Here is a 17,604-nt window from a genome sequence, read left to right on the forward strand (position 1 = left end):
CGGGGCTGGAAGCCCCGGCCACTCCTCCGGACGTCCGCATGCCAGTATCGAAGTATCTCCCGCTTTTCGGGGGCACTCGGAGGCCTGTTGACTTCACCGACTGAAATTCGTAGTCGTCTCAAAACCCGGATCGGGCAAGTTTACGAAACGACATGGACATTCAAGGAACAGTCAGGGACATCCTGAAAGGCAAGGGGGGCGAGGTGTGGACCACGAGCCGGGAAGCCACCGTCTACGAGGCGATCCGCCTGATGGGCGAGAAAAACATCGGTGCGCTGGTGGTGGTCGATGAGGAACAAAAGGTTGTGGGGGTGCTCTCTGAGCGGGACTACAGCCGCAAGGTGGCTCTTCAGGGTCGAACCTCGCGCGATACCAAGGTGGGCGACATTCTCAGCGGCTCACCCGTCACGGTGGGCACCGGGGAGCCGGTGGCGGGCTGCATGCAACGCATGACCGAAGGCCGCTTCCGCCACTTGCCCGTGGTCGAGGACGAGCGCCTGATCGGGCTGGTCTCGATGGGGGACCTGGTGCGATGGGTGATGGAATCCCAGCAATCGACCATCGAGCACCTGCAGGGCTACATTTCGGGGAGTTACCCGGGTTGAGGCGGCGCTTTCCCCTGCATTGAACGAAGAGACCCGAACGGTCTTGCAGGCCGGGGGACGAGGGGGCTTGGAGCCGGGGACGAAGCGAGGTGCGGCCTGTCGCGAGCCGAAGGGAACTCCGTGTCCCCTTGAGAGACATGGGTCGTCGTTTCGCACCCGCTTGGACCCCAACCCCTCCGTCCCTCGTCCCGGAGGACCCGAACGATGGGATACTCCGACGAGAGGGGGCGTTCCGGATGCTCGTCGCTGAAAAACAGCGAGGCCGCCGGAGTCCCACTTCCGGCGGCCTCAAGTTTGTCAAGATCCCACACCCATGGGAAATCGACTGTGCTGTTTTACCCTTACATTGAAGCCACTTGCGTGGCGTTCAGGGGAGTAGACCCTTCAGGTATCCAGACGTTCAAACAATATGGCAATTTTTTATGAATTACCTTCAAATCCTTGTAAAATGAGGGGTTTGCAGCTCTGGAAACTTCATGTTTTTGGGGCGGGGACCTCGCGCACCTGATCTCGCAGCGGAACGAAAACCCGGTCGTCGGGGCCTCGATGAATCGGATGGGTGCCGGTAAACGAGCCGAACCCCGGAAGGGCGAGGATTTGGTTGCTCAGATGGAAACAGGGGAGGCGGGTGCGGCGGCGGGGGCTCTGGGGGAGGCGGACGGAGGGGTGCAGGTGGCCGCAGATGGCCGCTGTGGGCTGGCTGAGGTCGGCGGGATCGTGGATCAGGGTGACGCCGTCGATTTCCTGCGTTCGCTGGATTTCGAGCGGGAGATCGAGTCTGCGGAGGCCGGCGGAGCGGTCGTGGTTGCCTTCGATCAGGGTGACGGGGACGCTGGAGGCGTCGAGGAAGCGGTGGATCTGGTCCACGGTGCCTGGCCCGAGTCCCTCGGCCGCATGCACGAGGTCGCCGAGGATCAGCAATCGGGCGGCCTCCATCCGGACGACCAGTTCCTGGAGCCTGACGAGATCCGCCCGGGTTTCGCCCTCGGGAATCGGAATCCCGCGTGCCCGGAAGGTGGCGGACTTTCCCAAATGCAGGTCCGAGACCAGCAGCGTGCGGTGGTCGGGGAGCCACACGGCCAAATTCGGCAGCAGTTCGAGTTCGAGTTTGGCGAGTCTCAGGTTCACGGGTCTGAGCTTAGACTGCCATCGCGTCCTCGGAAAGTTGCTCCAGCATCGCTTCGAGCCGGCTGGCGGCGTCGCCGGCGGGGAGGTGGGCGGAAAGGCGGTCGGCCCACAGCGGGAAGGCCATCGGCGTGAGGCGCTCGGTCTCGATGATGCGGAAGGGCCGGTCCGCGAGTTCGTCGAGGGTCGCCTTGAGGCGGGTCCATTCGAGCTGGCGCTGGAGGATCTCGCGGCGCGCCTGGTCGAGCAGCAGGTTGGCGGGGTCGTACTTGGAAAAGACCTCGAACAGCAGAGAGGACGAGACCTGCAGGTCGCGGGTTGGGCGGCGCTTGCCGGGGAAGTCGGGGACCAGCAGGCCGGCGACGCGCGCCACCTCGCGGAACTGCCGCCGCGCCATTTCGGCGGTGTTCATGCTGGCGAGCAGGTCTTCTACGAGGTTTGTCGTAGTAAGTGCGTCGCGCATCAGGGCTTCGTCGAGACTCAGACCGCGGCGGGCGATGAGCGAGAAGCCGTAGTCGTTCTGGGTGAGGTCGATCGACTCGCCGATGCGGCTGGAGATCCGGTAGGCGGCGAGCGCGGCCAGACCCTCGTGGACGAGTCGCCCGGCGAAGGGGTAGAGGAACAGGTGCTCGCCCTCGCGGGTGCGGGTGAACTCGATCACCAGCTCGCGGGTGCCCGGTATGGCGGACCATTTCCGCTGGATCGCGAGGATCGGCCGCACCGCGCGGTGCTCCGGGGCGGGCGCGGGCCGGCCGTGGAGGCGGGTGGCGATGGCCGAGGCGAGTTCGGTGGAAAGCGGCATCTTGCCGCCGTTCCAGACCGGAACCTGGCCGCGGTGCCTGCGGGTCGAGGCGCGGACGGTGGCGGTGAGCTTGTGAAAGCGGACCAGTTCGAGCTGGCGGCCGCCGAAGATGAAGGCCTGGCCCGGCTTGAGACGGGTGATGAAGCTTTCCTCGACCGTGCCGAGCGTCTTGCCGGAGGCGAACTTCAGCGCGATGGCGGAGCCGCTGGTGATGGTGCCGATGTTGAGCCGGTGGAGTTGCGCGGCCCGCTTGTCCTCGAAGTGCAGCACGCCGTTGCGCAGTGTTGCCTTGCGGTATTGCGGGTAGGCCTTGAGCGCGTCGCCGCCCTCGGTGATGAAGCCGACGACCCAGCGCCATTCCTCGTCGTCGAGGTCGCGATAGGCGAGGGTGGTGCGGAATTCCCCGAGCAGGTCGGCGGGCCTGTCGGGCTGGCCGAGGACGCAGGTGAGGGTGTGCTGGACGAGAAGGTCGAGCGGCTTGTGAAGCGGCCGGCGCGACTCGATGTGGCGTGCCTTCCAGGCGTCGCGTGCGGCGGCGAATTCGAGCAACTCGAAGGCATGGGTCGGCACCCCGACGATGCGGCTGGTCTGACCCGGTTGGTGGCCGGAGCGCCCGGCGCGCTGGGCGAGGCGGGCGATGCCCTTCGGGCTGCCGACCTGGATGACCTGGTCGACCGGCGAGAAATCGACCCCGAGATCGAGCGAGGAGGTGCAGACGACGCAGCGCAGCGATCCGTCCTTGAGGCCGGCCTCGACGCTCGCCCGTTCCTTTTTCGCCAGCGAGCCGTGGTGCATGGCGATGGAATCGGCGAGCTTCGGGAGGGCCTCCTTGAGCTCCTGGAACCAGATCTCCGTCTGCGAACGGGTGTTGGTGAAGAGCAGGGTCGAGGCGGCGGCTTCGACCCGCCGGGCGACGGCGCCCACCATGCGTGTGCCGAGATGGCCGGCCCACGGGAAGCGGTCGATCTCGTCGGGGATCAGCGTCTCGATCTCGAGCGGTTTGGTGGCCTTGGCGGAAACGGTGATCGCGTGGGGATGTTCGGGCCCGATCAGGGCGTCGCGGGCTTCGTCGAGGTTGCCGAGGGTGGCGGAAAGCCCCCAGATCTGGATTTCGGGACACCAGCGCCGCAGGCGGGCGAGAGCCAACTCGGTCTGCACGCCGCGCTTGGTGCCAAGCAGTTCGTGCCATTCGTCGACGATGACCGTTTGCAGGTGCTTCAGCTTTTCCCGGAAGTCCGGGTAGGTCAGCATCAGCGACAGACTCTCGGGCGTGGTGACGAGGCCGAAGGGCAGTCGCTCACGAAGCTTGGCCCGACGGTAGGACGAAGTGTCGCCGGTTCGTGCCTCGACTTCCCAGGCGGGTGCGAGGGTTTTGATCGGTTCCCGCAGGGACATCAGGGTGTCGGCGGCCAGGGCGCGCAGGGGCGTGATCCAGAGAACGGAGCAGGGTGCGGGCTTGTCGGCGGGGTGACGGTCGAGCGCCGCGGCGACCGGGCCGAGCCAGGCGGCGAGGGTCTTGCCGAAGCCGGTGGGGGCGTGGAGCAGCCCGGACCTGCCCTCGGCGTGGGCTTTCCAGAGTTGCTTCTGGAAGGGAAGTGGCTCGCCCTTCTCGCGATGGAGCCATTCGAGTAGCGGAGGGCGGAGCATGGGAGGAGTGGCGCTTTCCAAGCGCCATGACGGGGCGAGGCGGCTTTCAGCCGCGGGATGAGGTTAGGGTCAACCAATGCGGGTGGAGATGCTGGTCAAGGCCGGCTGATCATTTTCGGGAATCGGCCTTCTTGGGAAAGGCGGAGCTTGCCCCGCGATCCGGAGATCGCCCGGCCCCGTTATGCCGCTTGGAAAGCGCCACTCCCTACAGCGTCGCGCGGCGGATCTTGCCGGGCGGGTGGTTGAGGAAGCGGCGGGCGAGCATCTCGAACTGCTCGCTGAGGTCGGTGAGGTGGATCTGCAGGGTGCCGGGGTCCGTGGAATCATTCAGCAGGTCGAGCCGTGAGAGTTCCTCGCTCAGGTGAATGGCACAGGTGCTGGCGGAATCGACGAGCCGGATCTCATCCGGTAGGAAGCTGCGCAGCACCGGCATCAGCAGCGGGTAGTGGGTGCAGGCGAGCAGCAGCGCGTCGATGCCCTTGTCGACCATCGGGTCGAGATAGGTGTGCAGCGCGGCCTCGGTGGCGGGGTGCTCGAGCCAGTCCTCCTCGATGAGCGGAACCAGCAGCGGGGCGGCCTGGGCGTGGAGGATCAGGCCGGTGCGGCGTTGGGCCAGCGCGTGCTGGTAGGCATGCGAGCGGATGGTGCCGCGGGTGGCGATGATGCCGACCCGCTCGGTGTCGGGATCGGCGAGGGTGGCCTCCACCCCCGGGCCGATGACGCCGAGGATGGGCAGGTCGAACTCCTCGCGGAGGGCCGGCAAGGCGTGGGCGGTGGCGGTGTTGCAGGCGATGACGATCGCCTTCACACCGTGGTCCATGAGGAAGCGCACGTCCTGGGCGGCGAACTCGCGGATCGTCTCCGGGCTCTTCGATCCGTAGGGCACGCGGGCGGTGTCGCCGAGGTAGACGATGTCCTCGTGCGGGAGCAAATGCTGGGCCGCGCGGACGACGGTGAGACCACCGACGCCGGAATCAAAGAAGCCCAAAGGCGCACTGCGCATGGCGGGAGAGTCGGGGGAGGCGGCGCAGGTGGCGAGTGAAAATGGACCGCGAGCTTCAGCTCGCCCCGGAGCCCGAGCGATTCAGATGCGAGCTGAAGCTCGCGGTCCGCTCAGGCGTCCGGCTCGGAGAACTTCTTCAGCTCCCGTCGCTCGGCGCGGACCATGCGGGTGATCCAGAAGATGGCCCAGAGGACGGGGAGGGGCCAGAGGGGGAGGAAGAAGGCTGGGTCTGCTCCAAGTTCGGGAGGGAACGAAATGTGCCCGGGCAGCCAGCGATACCGTGGACGTTGATAGCGGGCCGCGAAGTCGAACTGGGTTCTGCTATCATCGATGATGGTAGCTTCCCGCCAGTAGATGATGCCTCCCTCATGGGTGGCGATTCCATGGGCTGTGGTGATTTGCCAGATCCCAATCTTGAGGTTGGATTCTGCCGGGAGGGCAATCGTGGCCCGAAACACGCAGAATCCAAATGTGGCGGTGGTTCCGATCAATAAGAGAAGCACCCCCGCCCCCACCCAGAACCGCCGGGTGCGGTGGATCCAGAGCTTGGGTCGTTGGGCCATCAGCTTGGCAGAGGCGGACAGGCACCGACGGGTCGGGCGAACGAGTGTCCGCCCTCCTTATCCGCGTCGCTCGCGCACGGCTGTGGCGAACTTGTCGAGGACCTCGACGGTGTCGTCCCAGCCGATGCAGGCGTCGGTGACGGACTGGCCGCGGGTCAGCTTCGACAGGTCGGGGTCGAGCTTCTGGTTTCCCTCGACGAGGTTCGACTCGATCATGACCGCCGCCACGGCCTTCGAGCCGTCGGCGATCTGCTTGCAGAGGTTGGCGGCGACCAGCGGCTGGTTGCGGAAGTCCTTGAGCGAGTTGGCGTGCGAGCAGTCGATCATGACGTAGGGCGGCAGGGCCTGCTCTTCGAGCATGGAAACCGCTTCGGCCACATTCTTGGCCTCGTAGTTGGTGGCATTCTTGCCGCCGCGCAGGATGAGGTGGCAGCAGTCGTTGCCGGTGGTCGAGACGATGGCCGCGACGGCCTGCTTGGTGACCGAAAGAAAATGGTGCGGACGCGAGGCCGACTGGATCGCGTCGAGCGCGATCTGGATCGAGCCGCCGGTACCGTTCTTGAAGCCGACCGGCATCGAAAGGCCGCTGGCGAGCTCGCGGTGGACCTGGCTTTCGGTGGTGCGGGCGCCGATGGCACCCCAGGCGATCAGGTCGGCGATGAACTGCGGCGAAATCGTGTCGAGGAACTCGGTGCCGGCCGGCACCCCCATCCGCGCCAGCTCAAGCAGCAGGCCGCGCGCGACCTTGAGGCCCTCGTTGATGTCGAAGGACCCGTCGAGCTTCGGATCGTTGATCAGGCCCTTCCAGCCGACCGTGGTGCGCGGCTTCTCGAAATACACCCGCATGATGATGCACAGGTCGTCCCGGTGTTTCTCGATCAGGGGCACCAGTTTCCTCGCGTAGTCGATGGCCGCCTCGGGATCGTGGATGGAGCAGGGACCGACGACGACCAGCAACCGATCGTCCTCGCCCTTGAGGATGGCGGCGGATTCGTCGCGCGCGGTGGCGACCAGCTCCGAGACCTCTTCGGTCACGGGCTGGAAATAGTTCAGGACCGCCGGGGAAATCAGGGGTTTGAGGCCGGAGATGCGGAGGTCGTCGGTGCGTTCCTGGGTCACGGCGCGAGGAAAGGGGAGCGGGCCGGATGGAGCAAGCCGGGAGTGGAATGACGAAGGCCAAATGCCAAATCTGAAATCTGAAATCTGAAATCTCTACCGGGTGAGGGTCATCACGCACTCGAGGTGGCGGGTGTGCGGGAAGAGGTCGAAGGGCTGGATGGTTTCGGGCCGGTAGCCGGCATCCCGCAGGCGGGCCAGGTCGCGGACCTGGGTGGCGGGGTTGCAGGAGACGTAGACCAGCCGCGACGGCGCGAATTGTGCGAGCTGGTCGAGGAAGTCCTCCGAGCAGCCCTTTCGCGGGGGGTCGATGACCATCGCGGTGGCGGCGGGGTCGAAATCGATGTCGGCGAAGATCGCCTCGGCCGAGGCGGCGAGGAAGGTGGCGTTGGTGATGCCGTTGGTCTCGGCATTGCGGCGAGCCCAGTCGGCCGAGGTTTCGCTGACCTCGACCCCGGCGACCCGCTCGAAGTGCTTCGCCAGCGAAAGGGCGAAGAGGCCGGAGCCGCAGTAGGCGTCGACCAGAAAGCGCACGCCTTCCGCGGCCGCCTCGCGGGCGACGTGCCCGGTGAAGTCGGGGAGGATGAAGGGGTTGTTCTGGAAGAAGTCGCCGGCCAGGAAATCGAGCGACAGCTCACCGACGTGTTCGGTGACGACGGCATTCGGGTTGGTTTCGACCCGCCCCTCGCTGGCCCGGAGCAGCAACGTGGCGCCACGGCGGTAGCTCGATGCGTTGCGCCGGGCACGGTCGCGGACTTCCGGCAGGGCGGCATTGATCTCGTTCATCGCGATCGGACACTTCGGGACGTCGATCTGGCCCGAACGCCGGGCATTGGGAAGGAACCCGATCGCATCGATCCTGCCGTTCTTCGGCTTGGCGAAGTGGGGGGTGATCTTCGACCGGTAGCCCCACAGTTTTGGCGACGGGTGGCAGGGTTCGACCGGATGCTCGATGCCCGCCATGTGGCGCATCAGTTCCTCGACCTGGCGGGTCTTCCAATCGAGCTGCCGGTCGTAGGCGAGGTGCTGGTACTGGCAGCCGCCGCATTCGCCGAACAGCGGGCAGCCCGGTTCGGCTCGGTCGGGCGAAGGCTCGAGCACTTCGAGGAGGTCGGCCCGCGAGTGGTTCTTGTCGTTGCGGAAAATGCGCGCCCGGACCTTCTCGCCGGGCAGGGTGAAGGGCACGAAGACGACCCATCCCTCCCCGGCATTTTCCGTGGCTCCGGGAGCGGGTGGCACCTCGACCCGGGCGATGCCGTCACCGAGGTTGCTCAGGGACTCGATGGTGAGGTCCAGTTCGTGGTGGTAATCGAAGGGATACGCACGGAACTTCTTCGGCGGGCGAGGCATGGGCGGAGCTTTCGGGCTTTTGGCGGGCGAGGCAAGAGCGGCGACTTGATCAGGCTGCGAGGGTGTGCGAGGCTTATTGGATGAAATGGGTGGTGGGCATGATTTTCGCGAGTCTCCCTCTCCTCGCCGCAGAGGAAATCGAGGGTGAGGTCTGGTATGACGCCGAGGGCGAGGTTGTCTTTGTCGAGGGTCCGGCGGCGGAGTCATCCACGCGGCCCTTCGTGCCGGCATGGGAGCGCCGGGCCAGGGACCAGGGCGAGGGCCGTTTCGAGTTCCGCTATGATCACCGCTACCGCCAGCGGCGCAGCTGGTATGGCAGCCACGGGTGGTATGGCGGGTGGTATGGCTACCCGGGCTGGAGTGTCTGCCGACCTGCCTATCCCACGCCGTATCGGCCGGGCTTTTCGATCCACTACCCCAAGTGGGGCGCGTCGGTCATCATTCGCTGACCGGTGGCGTCCCGATCACCGGCGGCTTGTCATCGGGGTCCACCGTGGGGCGCATCTCGCGCTCGTCGGGGACCTGGGTCAGGTTGCTGGGTTCCAGCAGGCCGAGGTTGTCACTGGTTCGCGGGGGCAGGTCGCCGGGGTCCGTTTCCGGGGTGGAAGCGATGGATTCCTCCTTCTGAGTTTTCTGCGGAGTGGTCGCCTTGGCCTCGCGCAGGAGGATTGCCTGCGGCGCGCAGGCCACCAGCAGCAGGGGAGTCAGCAGGAGCAGGAGTTTCATCTGGGCGGGAGCTTGGCCTCGACGGACGCCGGAGGCAAGAGGACTACTTGCGAAGGCTGTCGAGCCACGAGGCGATGTCCGTGATGACCTCGTCCTTCACCGTATCGTACATGAGCAGGTGGTGGCCTTCGGGGTAGAAAAGGCGGCGGTGCGGGGTGGATTCGGGAATGCGGTCGGCGAACGCCTCCACGTCTTCGGGCTGGGTGAAGAAGTCCTTTCCGCCGTGGAGCACCACGGTGGGGACCTGGAAGGTGGCGGCGCAGTCCGGCATTTCCTCGATCATGTCGCCGAGCGTGACCAGCAGCCGCAGCGTGTGCTTCTCGACGTGCCACGAGTTCGTCTCCGACTGCTCGGAGTGGACGCTGTCCTCGGTCATCGGGACCTCCTCGCCGCCGGAGAGCGTTTCCAGCGTGATGCGGGCCTTCGGGGCGACCTTGGAAACGCCGCGGACGAGTTCCTTTTTCCACGCCGGAAAATCGTCCCGGATGCCGACCACGGGTGAGCTGATGCCGATCGCATCGCAGGGAGATTTGAGGCCTGCGTCGATCTGCTGGCGGTAGGTGTGGGAAAGGATCAGCCCGCCCATGCTTTCGCCGAACCAGACGATGCGCGCATCGGGGTGCTGCTCGCGGACGATGGAGGTGAACTTGAGCAGGTCCACCGACCAGTTGTCCGGGTCATCGATGTCGCCGCGCCGGTCCTTCTTCGGGTCGCGGCCTTGGCCGCGGACCTCGTAGGCGTAAAGCGCGCTGCCGGGTTGTTCCTTGAGCAGGTGCTTGGCGAGATTTTCGTAGTCGATCGAGGCCCCGCTGAAGCCGTGCAGCGCGATGAGCACGGTGTCGGGCTCGACATCCTTCCGCACCCACTTGCGATACTGGAAGGTCTCGTTGCGGACCTGTTCCTCGGGGGTGTGAGTCACCAGCGTGTAGCTCGGCGCGCAGGAGGCCAGCGCCGTCGCCAGCAAGGCGAGGGCGAGGCGCGCAAGGCGACTGTTGAAGAGCTCCGTCACAGGGAAAGTGTCGCCCGCCGGTGCCCCGTGGGCAACCCTTCGATTGCCGGCCCGGTGAATTTACTTTTTGACACAAAGTAAAAGAGCAGGTAGACGGAACGGCCATGAAAACAGTGCTTTTCCTGATGGGCGTCCTCGTTTTGCCGATGCTTGGTGCCGAACTGAAGGTCGGGGACCGGGTCAGTGTCACGCTCCGGGGAGTGCCGGCCGAGGATGCGGCGAAGGTGAGTGGGGACTACGTGATCAACGAGCGCGGCGAGGTGCGCCCGCCGCTTCTCGAGGGCGGGGTGCGCTCGGTGGGGCTGACCGCGCTGCAGCTGGCCGAGAAGATCGAGGGCGCCTACCGGGACGCGGGGATCTACCAGAAGCCGCGGGTCGAGGTGGTGGCGGCGAAGGCCGAGGAACCCGGCGGCGCGCGGATCAGTGTCGGCGGCCGGGTCCGGAGTTCGGGGCCGGTTCCGTTCCGGGGCGGACTGACGGTGCTTCAGGCCATCGACGCCGCGGGCGGACGGGATGAGTTCGGCGGTCGGAATGTGTATCTGATCCGCAAGGGGCGCCAGTACTGCTTGGATTTCAAGCAATTGGCCCATCTCAACATCGTCGTCGAGCCGGACGACTCGCTGCGGGTCGATCAGAAGGGGATCATCGATCGCTGGAAGGGAACTCCGGAGCGGGTGGGTGAGTTGATGGAGTGAGGCGGCGGGGCGCCCTCGTCCCGCAACCCTTGATGATCCATCGTGGCCGTGCTGGTTGGCGGCGCGGGGGTGCGCCACCTCCTACAGCTCCACCGTTTCGCCGATGGCGGGGAGCAGGAGCTCGACGCCGCGTTGAGCGAATTCGCCCCTGGCCTTGTCGTGGTCGATCTCGATCGGCGGGAAGGTGTCGTAGTGGACGCCGACCACCTTCTTCACGTGCAGCCACTCGGCCGCCAGCGCGGCATCGGCGGGGCCCATGGTGAAATTGTCGCCGATGCAGAGCACGGCGAAATCCAGCTTGAAGCGCTCGCCGAGAATCTTCTGGTCGGCATGCAGCGCGGTGTCGCCGGAGACGTGGAAGGTCTCGTTCGCGGTCTCGATGACGAAGCCGCCGGGGTTTCCGCCGTAGCTGCCGTCGGGCAGCGAGGAGGAATGGATGGCATTGACGTAGGTCACGCGGCCGAAGGGGAAACCGAAGCCGCCGCCGTGATTCATCGGGTGCGCCTGCTCGATGCCCTTGCCACCGAACCAGGTGACGATCTCGAAGTTGGAGATCAGGGTCGCGCCGGTGCGCCGGAGGATGTCCTCGGCATCCGCGATGTGATCGGCGTGGCCGTGGGTGATCAGCACGTAGTCGGCCTCGATCGCGGCGACGTCGACGTCCTTGGCCAGCTCGTTCGGCGTGATGAAGGGATCGAAAAGCAGGCGGGTACCGTCGGCGAGTTCGACGCAGAAGCAGGCGTGGCCGTAGAAGGTGATCTTGCTCATGCCCCAGCCATAGCCGAGGATGCCGGGAGGATCAACGATTCGCCTCCGGGAAACGAAAAACCCGGCACCGCGAAATGGCGGGGCCGGGTAGGAGAAGAAGGGCTCGCGACTACTCGCCGGGCTGCGGGATTGGGAAGGGCAGGCCGCCGGGTTGGGGCGCGGGTTCGTCCTCGATCTTGAGCAGTTCGAGCTCGAAGATCAGCGTCGAGTTCGGACCGATGTCGGGGCTGCGGCGTTGCTCGCCGTAGGCCAGCTCACTGGGGATGAAGAGCCGCCACTTGGCACCCACCGGCATGCTGGTAAGTGCCTCCTTGAAGCCGTCGATGACCTGCAGGTTCATGGTCACCGGCTCGCCCTCCGGGGAGGCGTCGAACTCGGTGCCGTCGATCAGTGAGCCCTTGTAGTTCACCTGGAACTGCTTGCCGGGTTCGCCTTCCTTGGGCTCGACGTAGGTTTCCTCGCCGCCCTTTTCGATGACTTCGTACTGCAGACCGCTCTTCAGCGTGGTCACTCCCTCCTTGGCCTTGTTCGCTTCGAGGAAGGTTTTCCCCTCCTCGAGGTTCTTGGCGGCGGTGTCCTTTTCGCGTTGCTGGAGCATGTCGCCGAGCGCCTGCATGGCGGCGCCGACCTTCTCCTCGGCGACCTGCGGTTCGTTGCCCTTGAAGCCGTCGAGGAAGCCCTTGACGAAGGTTTCGACGTCGATGTCCTCGGGAGTGACGCCGAAGTTGCCATAGCGCTGGCCGAAGTCGCTGCCGGTGCTGAAGCCGAGCCCGTAGGACGAGTCGGTTTTCACCGCGGCGGGATCGGGTGCCTCGGCGGGAGGCGTGGCGGCCTCGGGCTGCCCGGAGTCCTCCGTTTGGGCTTGGAGCGGGAGAAGCGTCCCGAGGCAGAACGCCAGAACGCCGGGGATGGTTTGTGGTTTCATGTCGCCCGGACGCTAGGGGAGGGATTCGCCGATGCAAGAGTGGATCCCGGCCCCATGCCGCGGGCGAGGTCAGTTCGCCAGCTTCTTGAGCTTGGTGATCCGGCCGGTCTTGTTCCAGTCCTCGACGTAGAGGTTGCCGTCCTTGTCGAAGGACAGGCCGTGCGGGGCGGTGAAGATGTTCGGCACCATGTCGGCGGGCTCGACCTTGAAGTTGGCCCACTGCTTGCGGTTCGGGTTGTCGCCGAGGAAGGCGACCGGGGTGCCGTTCTTGTCGATGATCGTCACGCGGGCCTCGAGTTCGGCGACGGCGCAGAAGTCGCCGACGATGGAGACGGCGCAGGGGCGGCGGAGGTTGGTGCAGTATTCACCGATCCACTCGCCTTCCAAGGTGGTGTGAAACAGGCGGCGGTTTTCCCGGTCGCAGACCAGCAGGCGGGGTTCGTCGTAACGCAGGTCGACCTTCAGGCCGTGGCTGGTCTTGGTGGCGACCTTTTGGCCGTCGCCGCGTCCGCCGAAGGTCTTGAGGTGCTTGCCAGCGGCATCGAACTTGTGGATCAACTGCGAGCCGTAGCCCATCGAGCAGAAGATCGAGCCGTCGGGGGCGACGGCGACGCTGGTGAGGCCCTTCCAGCCGCCTTCGAGATCGGGGTGGCCCTTGGCCGAGATTTCGAGCAGCAGCTTGCCGTCGGTGTCGATCTTGCACACGCGCAGCGGGTTCGGGCCACCAAGTTGGGCGCCGTAGAGGACGGTCTTGCCGTCCTCGGTATCGATGTCCATGGCGTGGAAGCCCTGGCATTCCGGAGCGATCGTTTTGACCAAGGTGCCGTCGGGCTTGTAGACGAGCACCGAGTGCGAGGCGTCGGTCGAGGCGTAGATCAGGCCGGAGGCGTTGTCGACGACCACTCCGCCGTGGGTCGGGCCGACGTCGGCGCCGTCGGGGAGGTCGTCCCAGTTCGGCACGACTTCGTAGGTCCACTCACCGTTGCCGGTCTTGAGTGCGGTCTGGGGTGCATCGCCGGGCTCGGCGCCGTGATCGGGATGGGCGAAGGCGAGGGTGGGGAGGAGGAAGAGGATGGAGTGCTTCATTCGAGGTGTCCGGATTGGGAGCTCCCGATACGAGCTGGTTCCGCCATTCTGTCAAGGTGCGTTTGGTGACGCCAACCGTCAATGGCGGCAGTAGCACGGCGTTCGTCGTTAGCGCTCCAGGCGGCTCCCGTCCTCGCACGGAGGGTCGCCATCGGGGGACCCCAGACCTACCCCAAAACCTTGTGGCGGCCCTGGGAGAGAGATTCTCTCTCGGCAGGGAGCGTCCCGCATCGTTGGAGGCAATCCGATGCCGTAATCCGGACCTCGAATTGCTACTTGAGCGATCATCTCGAAGTCCGGTCAATTCGGACACCGTACCCAAGAACCTGTTCTTCAGCTCGGCTTCCCAACGGAGGTTTCCGAGAGGCGGCAGCCAATGTGGCCGGGGCTTCCAGCCCCGTCGCCATGATGGATGCAAGGAATGGGCGACGGGCCTGGAAGGCCCGGCCACAGCCCTACTTCAGTCGTTCGTTGACCTTGCGCATGACCTCGAAGGCGTCGGCGACGTAGAGGACGTCGGCCTTGCCCTGGGCCCAGCCGCAGGCGGCGTTGGTGTTGATCGCCCGGCGTTCGTTGATGAAGCGCCAGCCGACGGCGTGGGGTTCCTCGCCGTGGCAGCAGGTCGCCAGGCCCTTGGGGTGCCGGGGACTGGCGCCGGTCTGTCCGATCTGGTGCAGGTGGGTGAGGAAGGGAAGGACGGCCTGGCCCTCGGAGGCGAGATCGACCATCGACTTCGAACTGCCGAGCGAGGCACGGGCGGATTCCGCGAAATCGAGGATGAGGTCGGCCGCGACGTCGACGTGGACTTCGCCGTCGGCCTGCTTCTTGGTCCAGCCGGCGCCGGCGACCAGCAGGACGTCGGCATCGGGCCGGATGGTCTGCGCACCGGAGGTGCCGGCCTCGACGCCGAGCGGAGTGGTGCGCGATTCGGTCGCGACTTCAAGTGGGGTCGCCTCAACCGCACCTTCGGCGCAGGGCGCGAAGCTTCCCGGGGCGACCGAGAGGACCCACGGGCGCGTGCTGCGCTGGATCGTCCCGATCATGCGCTGGCGGTAGAACCAGCGGTCCACCTTGAGGGTGCCGCCCTCGACCTTGGCCGCGGTGACCTGGGTGTCGACCGCGCCCCCGAGGCGCTGCGCGAGCCCGGCGGCGATCCGGCTGAAACGTGAACCGGCTGCGGAAACGACGATGCCCGCCTCCGTGGTCTTTGCAACCTGCTCGCAGGCCGCGGCATCGGTCTTGTAGCGGGGTGCCGACCAGGTCTCGCCGGTGACCGTTGTGACCGAGGCGGGCGATGCTCCGCCGATCTGGCCGAGGGCGGTTTCCGCCGAGCCGCCGACCACGGCGGCAACGAGTTCGCCGCCGAGTCCGTCGGCGATGGTGCAGGCGGCGGTGAGGGCCTCAAGGGCGGGCTTTTCGAGCATTCCGCTGCCGTCGGTGAATCCGATCCAGAGTACTTTGGTGTCCATGTCAGAAATGAGTTCAGCCTTTCAGCCAGGCGGCGATTTCGTCGGCGATGGCGTCGGCGTCCATCTCGGTTTCGACCCGGGTTTCACGCCGCTGCTTCGGCGACTCGACCGAATCGTAGCTCAGTCCTTCGCCGGATAGGGCGGCGGGTTTCGCCTGCTGGAGGGCGGGCATGATCCCGCGCATGTTCTGCATGCCGATCTGCGGGTTGTTCGGCGGCTCGGGCAGTTCGCCGGTGGCCCAGCCGAGGACGGCGGGCGCGCCCGCGCAGCGCGACTTCTGCCAGGCCCCGGCTTCGATCCGTTCAAGAATCTCCAGCCCACCGGAGTCGTCGACGGTGAGCTTGTCGACGCCTTGGAACTGCTCGTCGATGCCGAGGATTTCTCCGATCATCTGCAGCACGGCGCCGGTGCCGCGCGAGGCTGACTGCCAGCCGCCGAAGAGCAGGAGTTTGGAACGATCAAGATCGGGGATTCCCTCGATGGCTCCGGCCAGCGCGGCGGCGGTCTCGACCGCATCGGCAAACCCGCTGGCGGGTCCGTCGACCACCACCAGCTCGAAGGGCACCTTCTGGGCGAGTCCCATCATCACCTGCTGGAGCTTGGCCTTGGGGCTCATGCTCACAAGCCAGACCTTGCTGCCGGGATGGCGCTTGGCCAGGTCGGCGGCCTCGAAGAGCGCGTGCCAGGCCCACGGGTCGAGCACCGAGGGGAGCATCATCTCATTCTTGAGCGCGGGTCCGGTGGGGCCCATGACGGGTTCGAGGGACTGCAGGGGATCGGGGACGATGCCGCCGCAGACGACGATCTGATAGGTGGTGGGCATGGTTCTGGCGGTGGGAAATGGGGTGGGCTGTTAGTTCTCGGCCGAGTGGAATCCTCCGGTGGAGGCCTGGAAGTTGACGTTGCCGCGCTCGGGATTGGAGGGGTCGGTGTGGGAGCAGTTCCACAGGCAGGCGCCGCAGTGGACGCATTTTTCCCGCTCGAAGAGCGGCGTGCCGCCTTCGGGGTTCATCGTGATCGCCTGGCCCGAGCAGGCCTCGATGCAGATCCGTTCCTCGCAGGATTCGCAGATCGTCGTGTCATGGAAGGTGACGTGGTCGGCATAGCCGGGCGGAGCCTGGACCTTGCCGCCGAGCAGGAGCGCATCCTGCTGGGAAACGAGCAGCTTGCCGTCGAGCGGGATCTCCGGCCAGCCGACCTTGTCCATCAGCGCATCGTGAAGTCCGGCGCCCTTGGCCTCGCAGGCCTTGCGGATCTCGGTGATCTCCTCGGCGCTGACCCGGCCCTTGTAGTAATCCTCAAGCGTCGGGACATGCTCCGAGGGGCGCATGATTTCGCCGCCGAGATGGAGACGGCCGCCGGTCATGCCGGCCATGGCGGTGCCGATGATGCCGCGGACGAAGCCTTTCTGGAAACCGTTGCGGGCGTTCTCGGCCTTGACCGACTCCTTCTCGAGCCAGCTTTCGCGGCGGCGCCGGACGTAGGTGGCCTCGAGGTTTTCCTTGGTGAAGGGCTTGCCGTCCTTGAGCAGCTCGAGCACGGCCTCACCCAGCTGGCTGCCGGTGGCCCAGGCCTCGTCGACGCCGGAATTTCGGAGCACGTTGGTGCCGCCCGATCCCTCGCCGATCCGGGCGTAGCCGTCGCCGACCAGATGGGGCTCGCCCTTGCGGCCGGACTCGGCGATCGATTTCGCGCCCCAGCTACGGAGCGACCCACCCTCGACGTGCTGCCAGATCCACGGGTGCATGAGCCAGTGCTGGAGGTAGCGGTAGGCGGTGCGGGTGGGACTCTCGAACCACGACGGGACGAAGATGCCGCAGCTGGCGACCCGGTCCGGGAAAACATAGAAGAAGCCGAAGATCTCCGGCTCGGGGTAGCCCATCGTGTGGAGGACCGCGCCGGGCTTGAGGTTGCAGGACTCCGGCAGGTCGATGACGAACTTCATCCCGACGGCCCAGTCGCGCGAATGGTGGCCCTCGGGCATGCCGAAGTGCTCGTCGAGTTGCCGACCAACCGCGCCGAAGGGACCGTCGCCGACGACGGTCAGCGCCGCCTCGATGTCCATGCCGGGCATGAAGCCGGCGGCCGGCTTGCCGTCGCGGTCCACCCCCTGGTCGAGCAGACGGACGCCCTTGACCTTTTCGTCGTCGATCAGCGCCTCGCTGACCGGGGTGCCGGGCCAGACCTGCACGGTGCCGTCGGCGGTGACCCGCTGGCCGACCCACTGGCAGAACTGCCCGATGGAGAAGACCATGCCGGGTTCCTTGCGCAGGAAGGGCGGGATCCAGGGAATGGTGAAGGCGTGGTTTTTGGCGAAAGGCTTGATCAGGGTGTCGGTGACCTTGAGCAGGCCCGAGCGGCGCGAGGCACCGATGGGATCGAGCAGGTAGGCGACCTTCTCGGAGGTGACTTCCGCCGCGGTGGGGATCTCGCCGAGGTCGAGATCGGGCATGCTCTCGCGGATGGCCCTGCCTTCGGTCACCACGCCGGAGACGCCGAAGCCGAGGTCGTCGGCCCGCTCGTAGCAGATGACCTGCGGCGGCATGCCGGGCATCACCTTGCTCTCGACCGCCGGGGTGCCGTCCTCGTTCATCAGCCCCTGCTGGAGCGTGTGGAGAAAACCGCCGGTCGCCGGGCCGAAGCCGACGCAGGCGATGTCGACGGGCATCGTCTGGCGTTCGACTTCGGGCATGGTGGCAGTCTCGGTGCTCATCG

Annotated in this window: 17 protein-coding genes; 3 read left to right on the top strand and 14 right to left on the bottom strand. The window is 66.2% G+C overall.

Translation table 11 applies throughout. The features are described 5' to 3' along the window. Positions 1 to 152: 152 nt before the first annotated feature. Positions 153 to 605 carry a CBS domain-containing protein gene (locus ACG2LG_RS14320; protein ID WP_396260055.1) on the top strand — a complete coding sequence of 151 codons (453 nt, stop codon included), beginning with the start codon at positions 153 to 155 and terminating at the stop codon, positions 603 to 605. Positions 606 to 1,079: 474 nt separating this feature from the next. On the opposite strand, the gene pdeM is transcribed toward ACG2LG_RS14320, so the two are convergent. The 6 genes from pdeM to ACG2LG_RS14350 form a co-directional block, all read right to left on the bottom strand. Next, entirely contained in the window at positions 1,080 to 1,733 is a 654-nt protein-coding gene (gene pdeM, locus ACG2LG_RS14325; protein ID WP_396260057.1) for a ligase-associated DNA damage response endonuclease PdeM, read from the bottom strand. A gap of 10 nt (positions 1,734 to 1,743) precedes the next feature. Then, complete coding sequence (locus ACG2LG_RS14330; protein ID WP_396260059.1) at positions 1,744 to 4,179, bottom strand: ligase-associated DNA damage response DEXH box helicase; 2,436 nt, start codon at positions 4,177 to 4,179, stop codon at positions 1,744 to 1,746. A 205-nt stretch (positions 4,180 to 4,384) separates the two neighbouring features. Then, positions 4,385 to 5,182, bottom strand: a complete 798-nt coding sequence (gene murI / locus ACG2LG_RS14335) for a glutamate racemase (protein ID WP_396260061.1) — start codon at positions 5,180 to 5,182, stop codon at positions 4,385 to 4,387. Positions 5,183 to 5,292: 110 nt separating this feature from the next. Continuing rightward, complete coding sequence (locus ACG2LG_RS14340; protein WP_396260062.1) at positions 5,293 to 5,745, bottom strand: hypothetical protein; 453 nt, start codon at positions 5,743 to 5,745, stop codon at positions 5,293 to 5,295. Positions 5,746 to 5,802: 57 nt separating this feature from the next. After that, positions 5,803 to 6,864 carry a 3-deoxy-7-phosphoheptulonate synthase gene (locus tag ACG2LG_RS14345; protein ID WP_396260064.1) on the bottom strand — a complete coding sequence of 354 codons (1,062 nt, stop codon included), beginning with the start codon at positions 6,862 to 6,864 and terminating at the stop codon, positions 5,803 to 5,805. Between the two features lie 93 nt (positions 6,865 to 6,957). Next, a complete protein-coding gene (locus ACG2LG_RS14350; protein ID WP_396260066.1) occupies positions 6,958 to 8,211 on the bottom strand; it encodes a class I SAM-dependent RNA methyltransferase in 1,254 nt (417 codons plus the stop codon). An 80-nt stretch (positions 8,212 to 8,291) separates the two neighbouring features. Here ACG2LG_RS14350 and ACG2LG_RS14355 point away from each other — a divergent pair, with 80 nt between their 5' ends. Continuing rightward, positions 8,292 to 8,660, top strand: a complete 369-nt coding sequence (locus ACG2LG_RS14355) for a hypothetical protein (RefSeq protein WP_396260067.1) — start codon at positions 8,292 to 8,294, stop codon at positions 8,658 to 8,660. On the opposite strand, the gene ACG2LG_RS14360 is transcribed toward ACG2LG_RS14355, so the two are convergent. Together ACG2LG_RS14360 and ACG2LG_RS14365 are read right to left on the bottom strand one after the other, a co-directional pair. Next, positions 8,650 to 8,937, bottom strand: a complete 288-nt coding sequence (locus ACG2LG_RS14360; RefSeq protein ID WP_396260069.1) for a hypothetical protein — start codon at positions 8,935 to 8,937, stop codon at positions 8,650 to 8,652. The two genes, ACG2LG_RS14355 and ACG2LG_RS14360, sit on opposite strands and share 11 nt — an antisense overlap. Before the next feature lie 43 nt (positions 8,938 to 8,980). Continuing rightward, on the bottom strand, positions 8,981 to 9,946 hold the full coding sequence (locus ACG2LG_RS14365) for an alpha/beta fold hydrolase (protein WP_396260070.1): 966 nt from the start codon (positions 9,944 to 9,946) through the stop codon (positions 8,981 to 8,983). 104 nt (positions 9,947 to 10,050) lie between these two features. Between ACG2LG_RS14365 and ACG2LG_RS14370 the strand changes: the two genes are divergently transcribed. Beyond that, on the top strand, positions 10,051 to 10,641 hold the full coding sequence (locus ACG2LG_RS14370) for a polysaccharide biosynthesis/export family protein (protein ID WP_396260071.1): 591 nt from the start codon (positions 10,051 to 10,053) through the stop codon (positions 10,639 to 10,641). Between the two features lie 81 nt (positions 10,642 to 10,722). On the opposite strand, the gene ACG2LG_RS14375 is transcribed toward ACG2LG_RS14370, so the two are convergent. The 6 genes from ACG2LG_RS14375 to ACG2LG_RS14400 all read right to left on the bottom strand — a co-directional run bounded on the left by ACG2LG_RS14375 (position 10,723) and on the right by ACG2LG_RS14400 (position 17,602). Further along, the gene (locus ACG2LG_RS14375; protein WP_396260072.1) at positions 10,723 to 11,409 is read right to left on the bottom strand and encodes a metal-dependent hydrolase; all 687 of its coding nucleotides are present in this window, start codon (positions 11,407 to 11,409) and stop codon (positions 10,723 to 10,725) included. Positions 11,410 to 11,518: 109 nt separating this feature from the next. Beyond that, positions 11,519 to 12,334 carry an FKBP-type peptidyl-prolyl cis-trans isomerase N-terminal domain-containing protein gene (locus tag ACG2LG_RS14380; RefSeq protein WP_396260074.1) on the bottom strand — a complete coding sequence of 272 codons (816 nt, stop codon included), beginning with the start codon at positions 12,332 to 12,334 and terminating at the stop codon, positions 11,519 to 11,521. 69 nt (positions 12,335 to 12,403) lie between these two features. Next, on the bottom strand, positions 12,404 to 13,420 hold the full coding sequence (locus ACG2LG_RS14385) for a 6-bladed beta-propeller (RefSeq protein ID WP_396260076.1): 1,017 nt from the start codon (positions 13,418 to 13,420) through the stop codon (positions 12,404 to 12,406). Positions 13,421 to 13,875: 455 nt separating this feature from the next. Beyond that, a complete protein-coding gene (locus tag ACG2LG_RS14390; protein ID WP_396260077.1) occupies positions 13,876 to 14,889 on the bottom strand; it encodes an electron transfer flavoprotein subunit alpha/FixB family protein in 1,014 nt (337 codons plus the stop codon). A gap of 13 nt (positions 14,890 to 14,902) precedes the next feature. Then, positions 14,903 to 15,712: an electron transfer flavoprotein subunit beta/FixA family protein gene (locus tag ACG2LG_RS14395; RefSeq protein WP_396260079.1), complete on the bottom strand. Its 810-nt coding sequence runs from the start codon at positions 15,710 to 15,712 to the stop codon at positions 14,903 to 14,905. A gap of 30 nt (positions 15,713 to 15,742) precedes the next feature. Then, positions 15,743 to 17,602 (bottom strand): 4Fe-4S ferredoxin, encoded by a 1,860-nt coding sequence (locus ACG2LG_RS14400; RefSeq protein WP_396260081.1) that lies wholly within the window; start codon positions 17,600 to 17,602, stop codon positions 15,743 to 15,745. Positions 17,603 to 17,604 lie beyond the last annotated feature (2 nt).

The organism is Haloferula sp. A504 (assembly GCF_044385805.1).
In the GTDB taxonomy this organism is placed as follows: Bacteria; Verrucomicrobiota; Verrucomicrobiia; order Verrucomicrobiales; family Akkermansiaceae; genus Haloferula.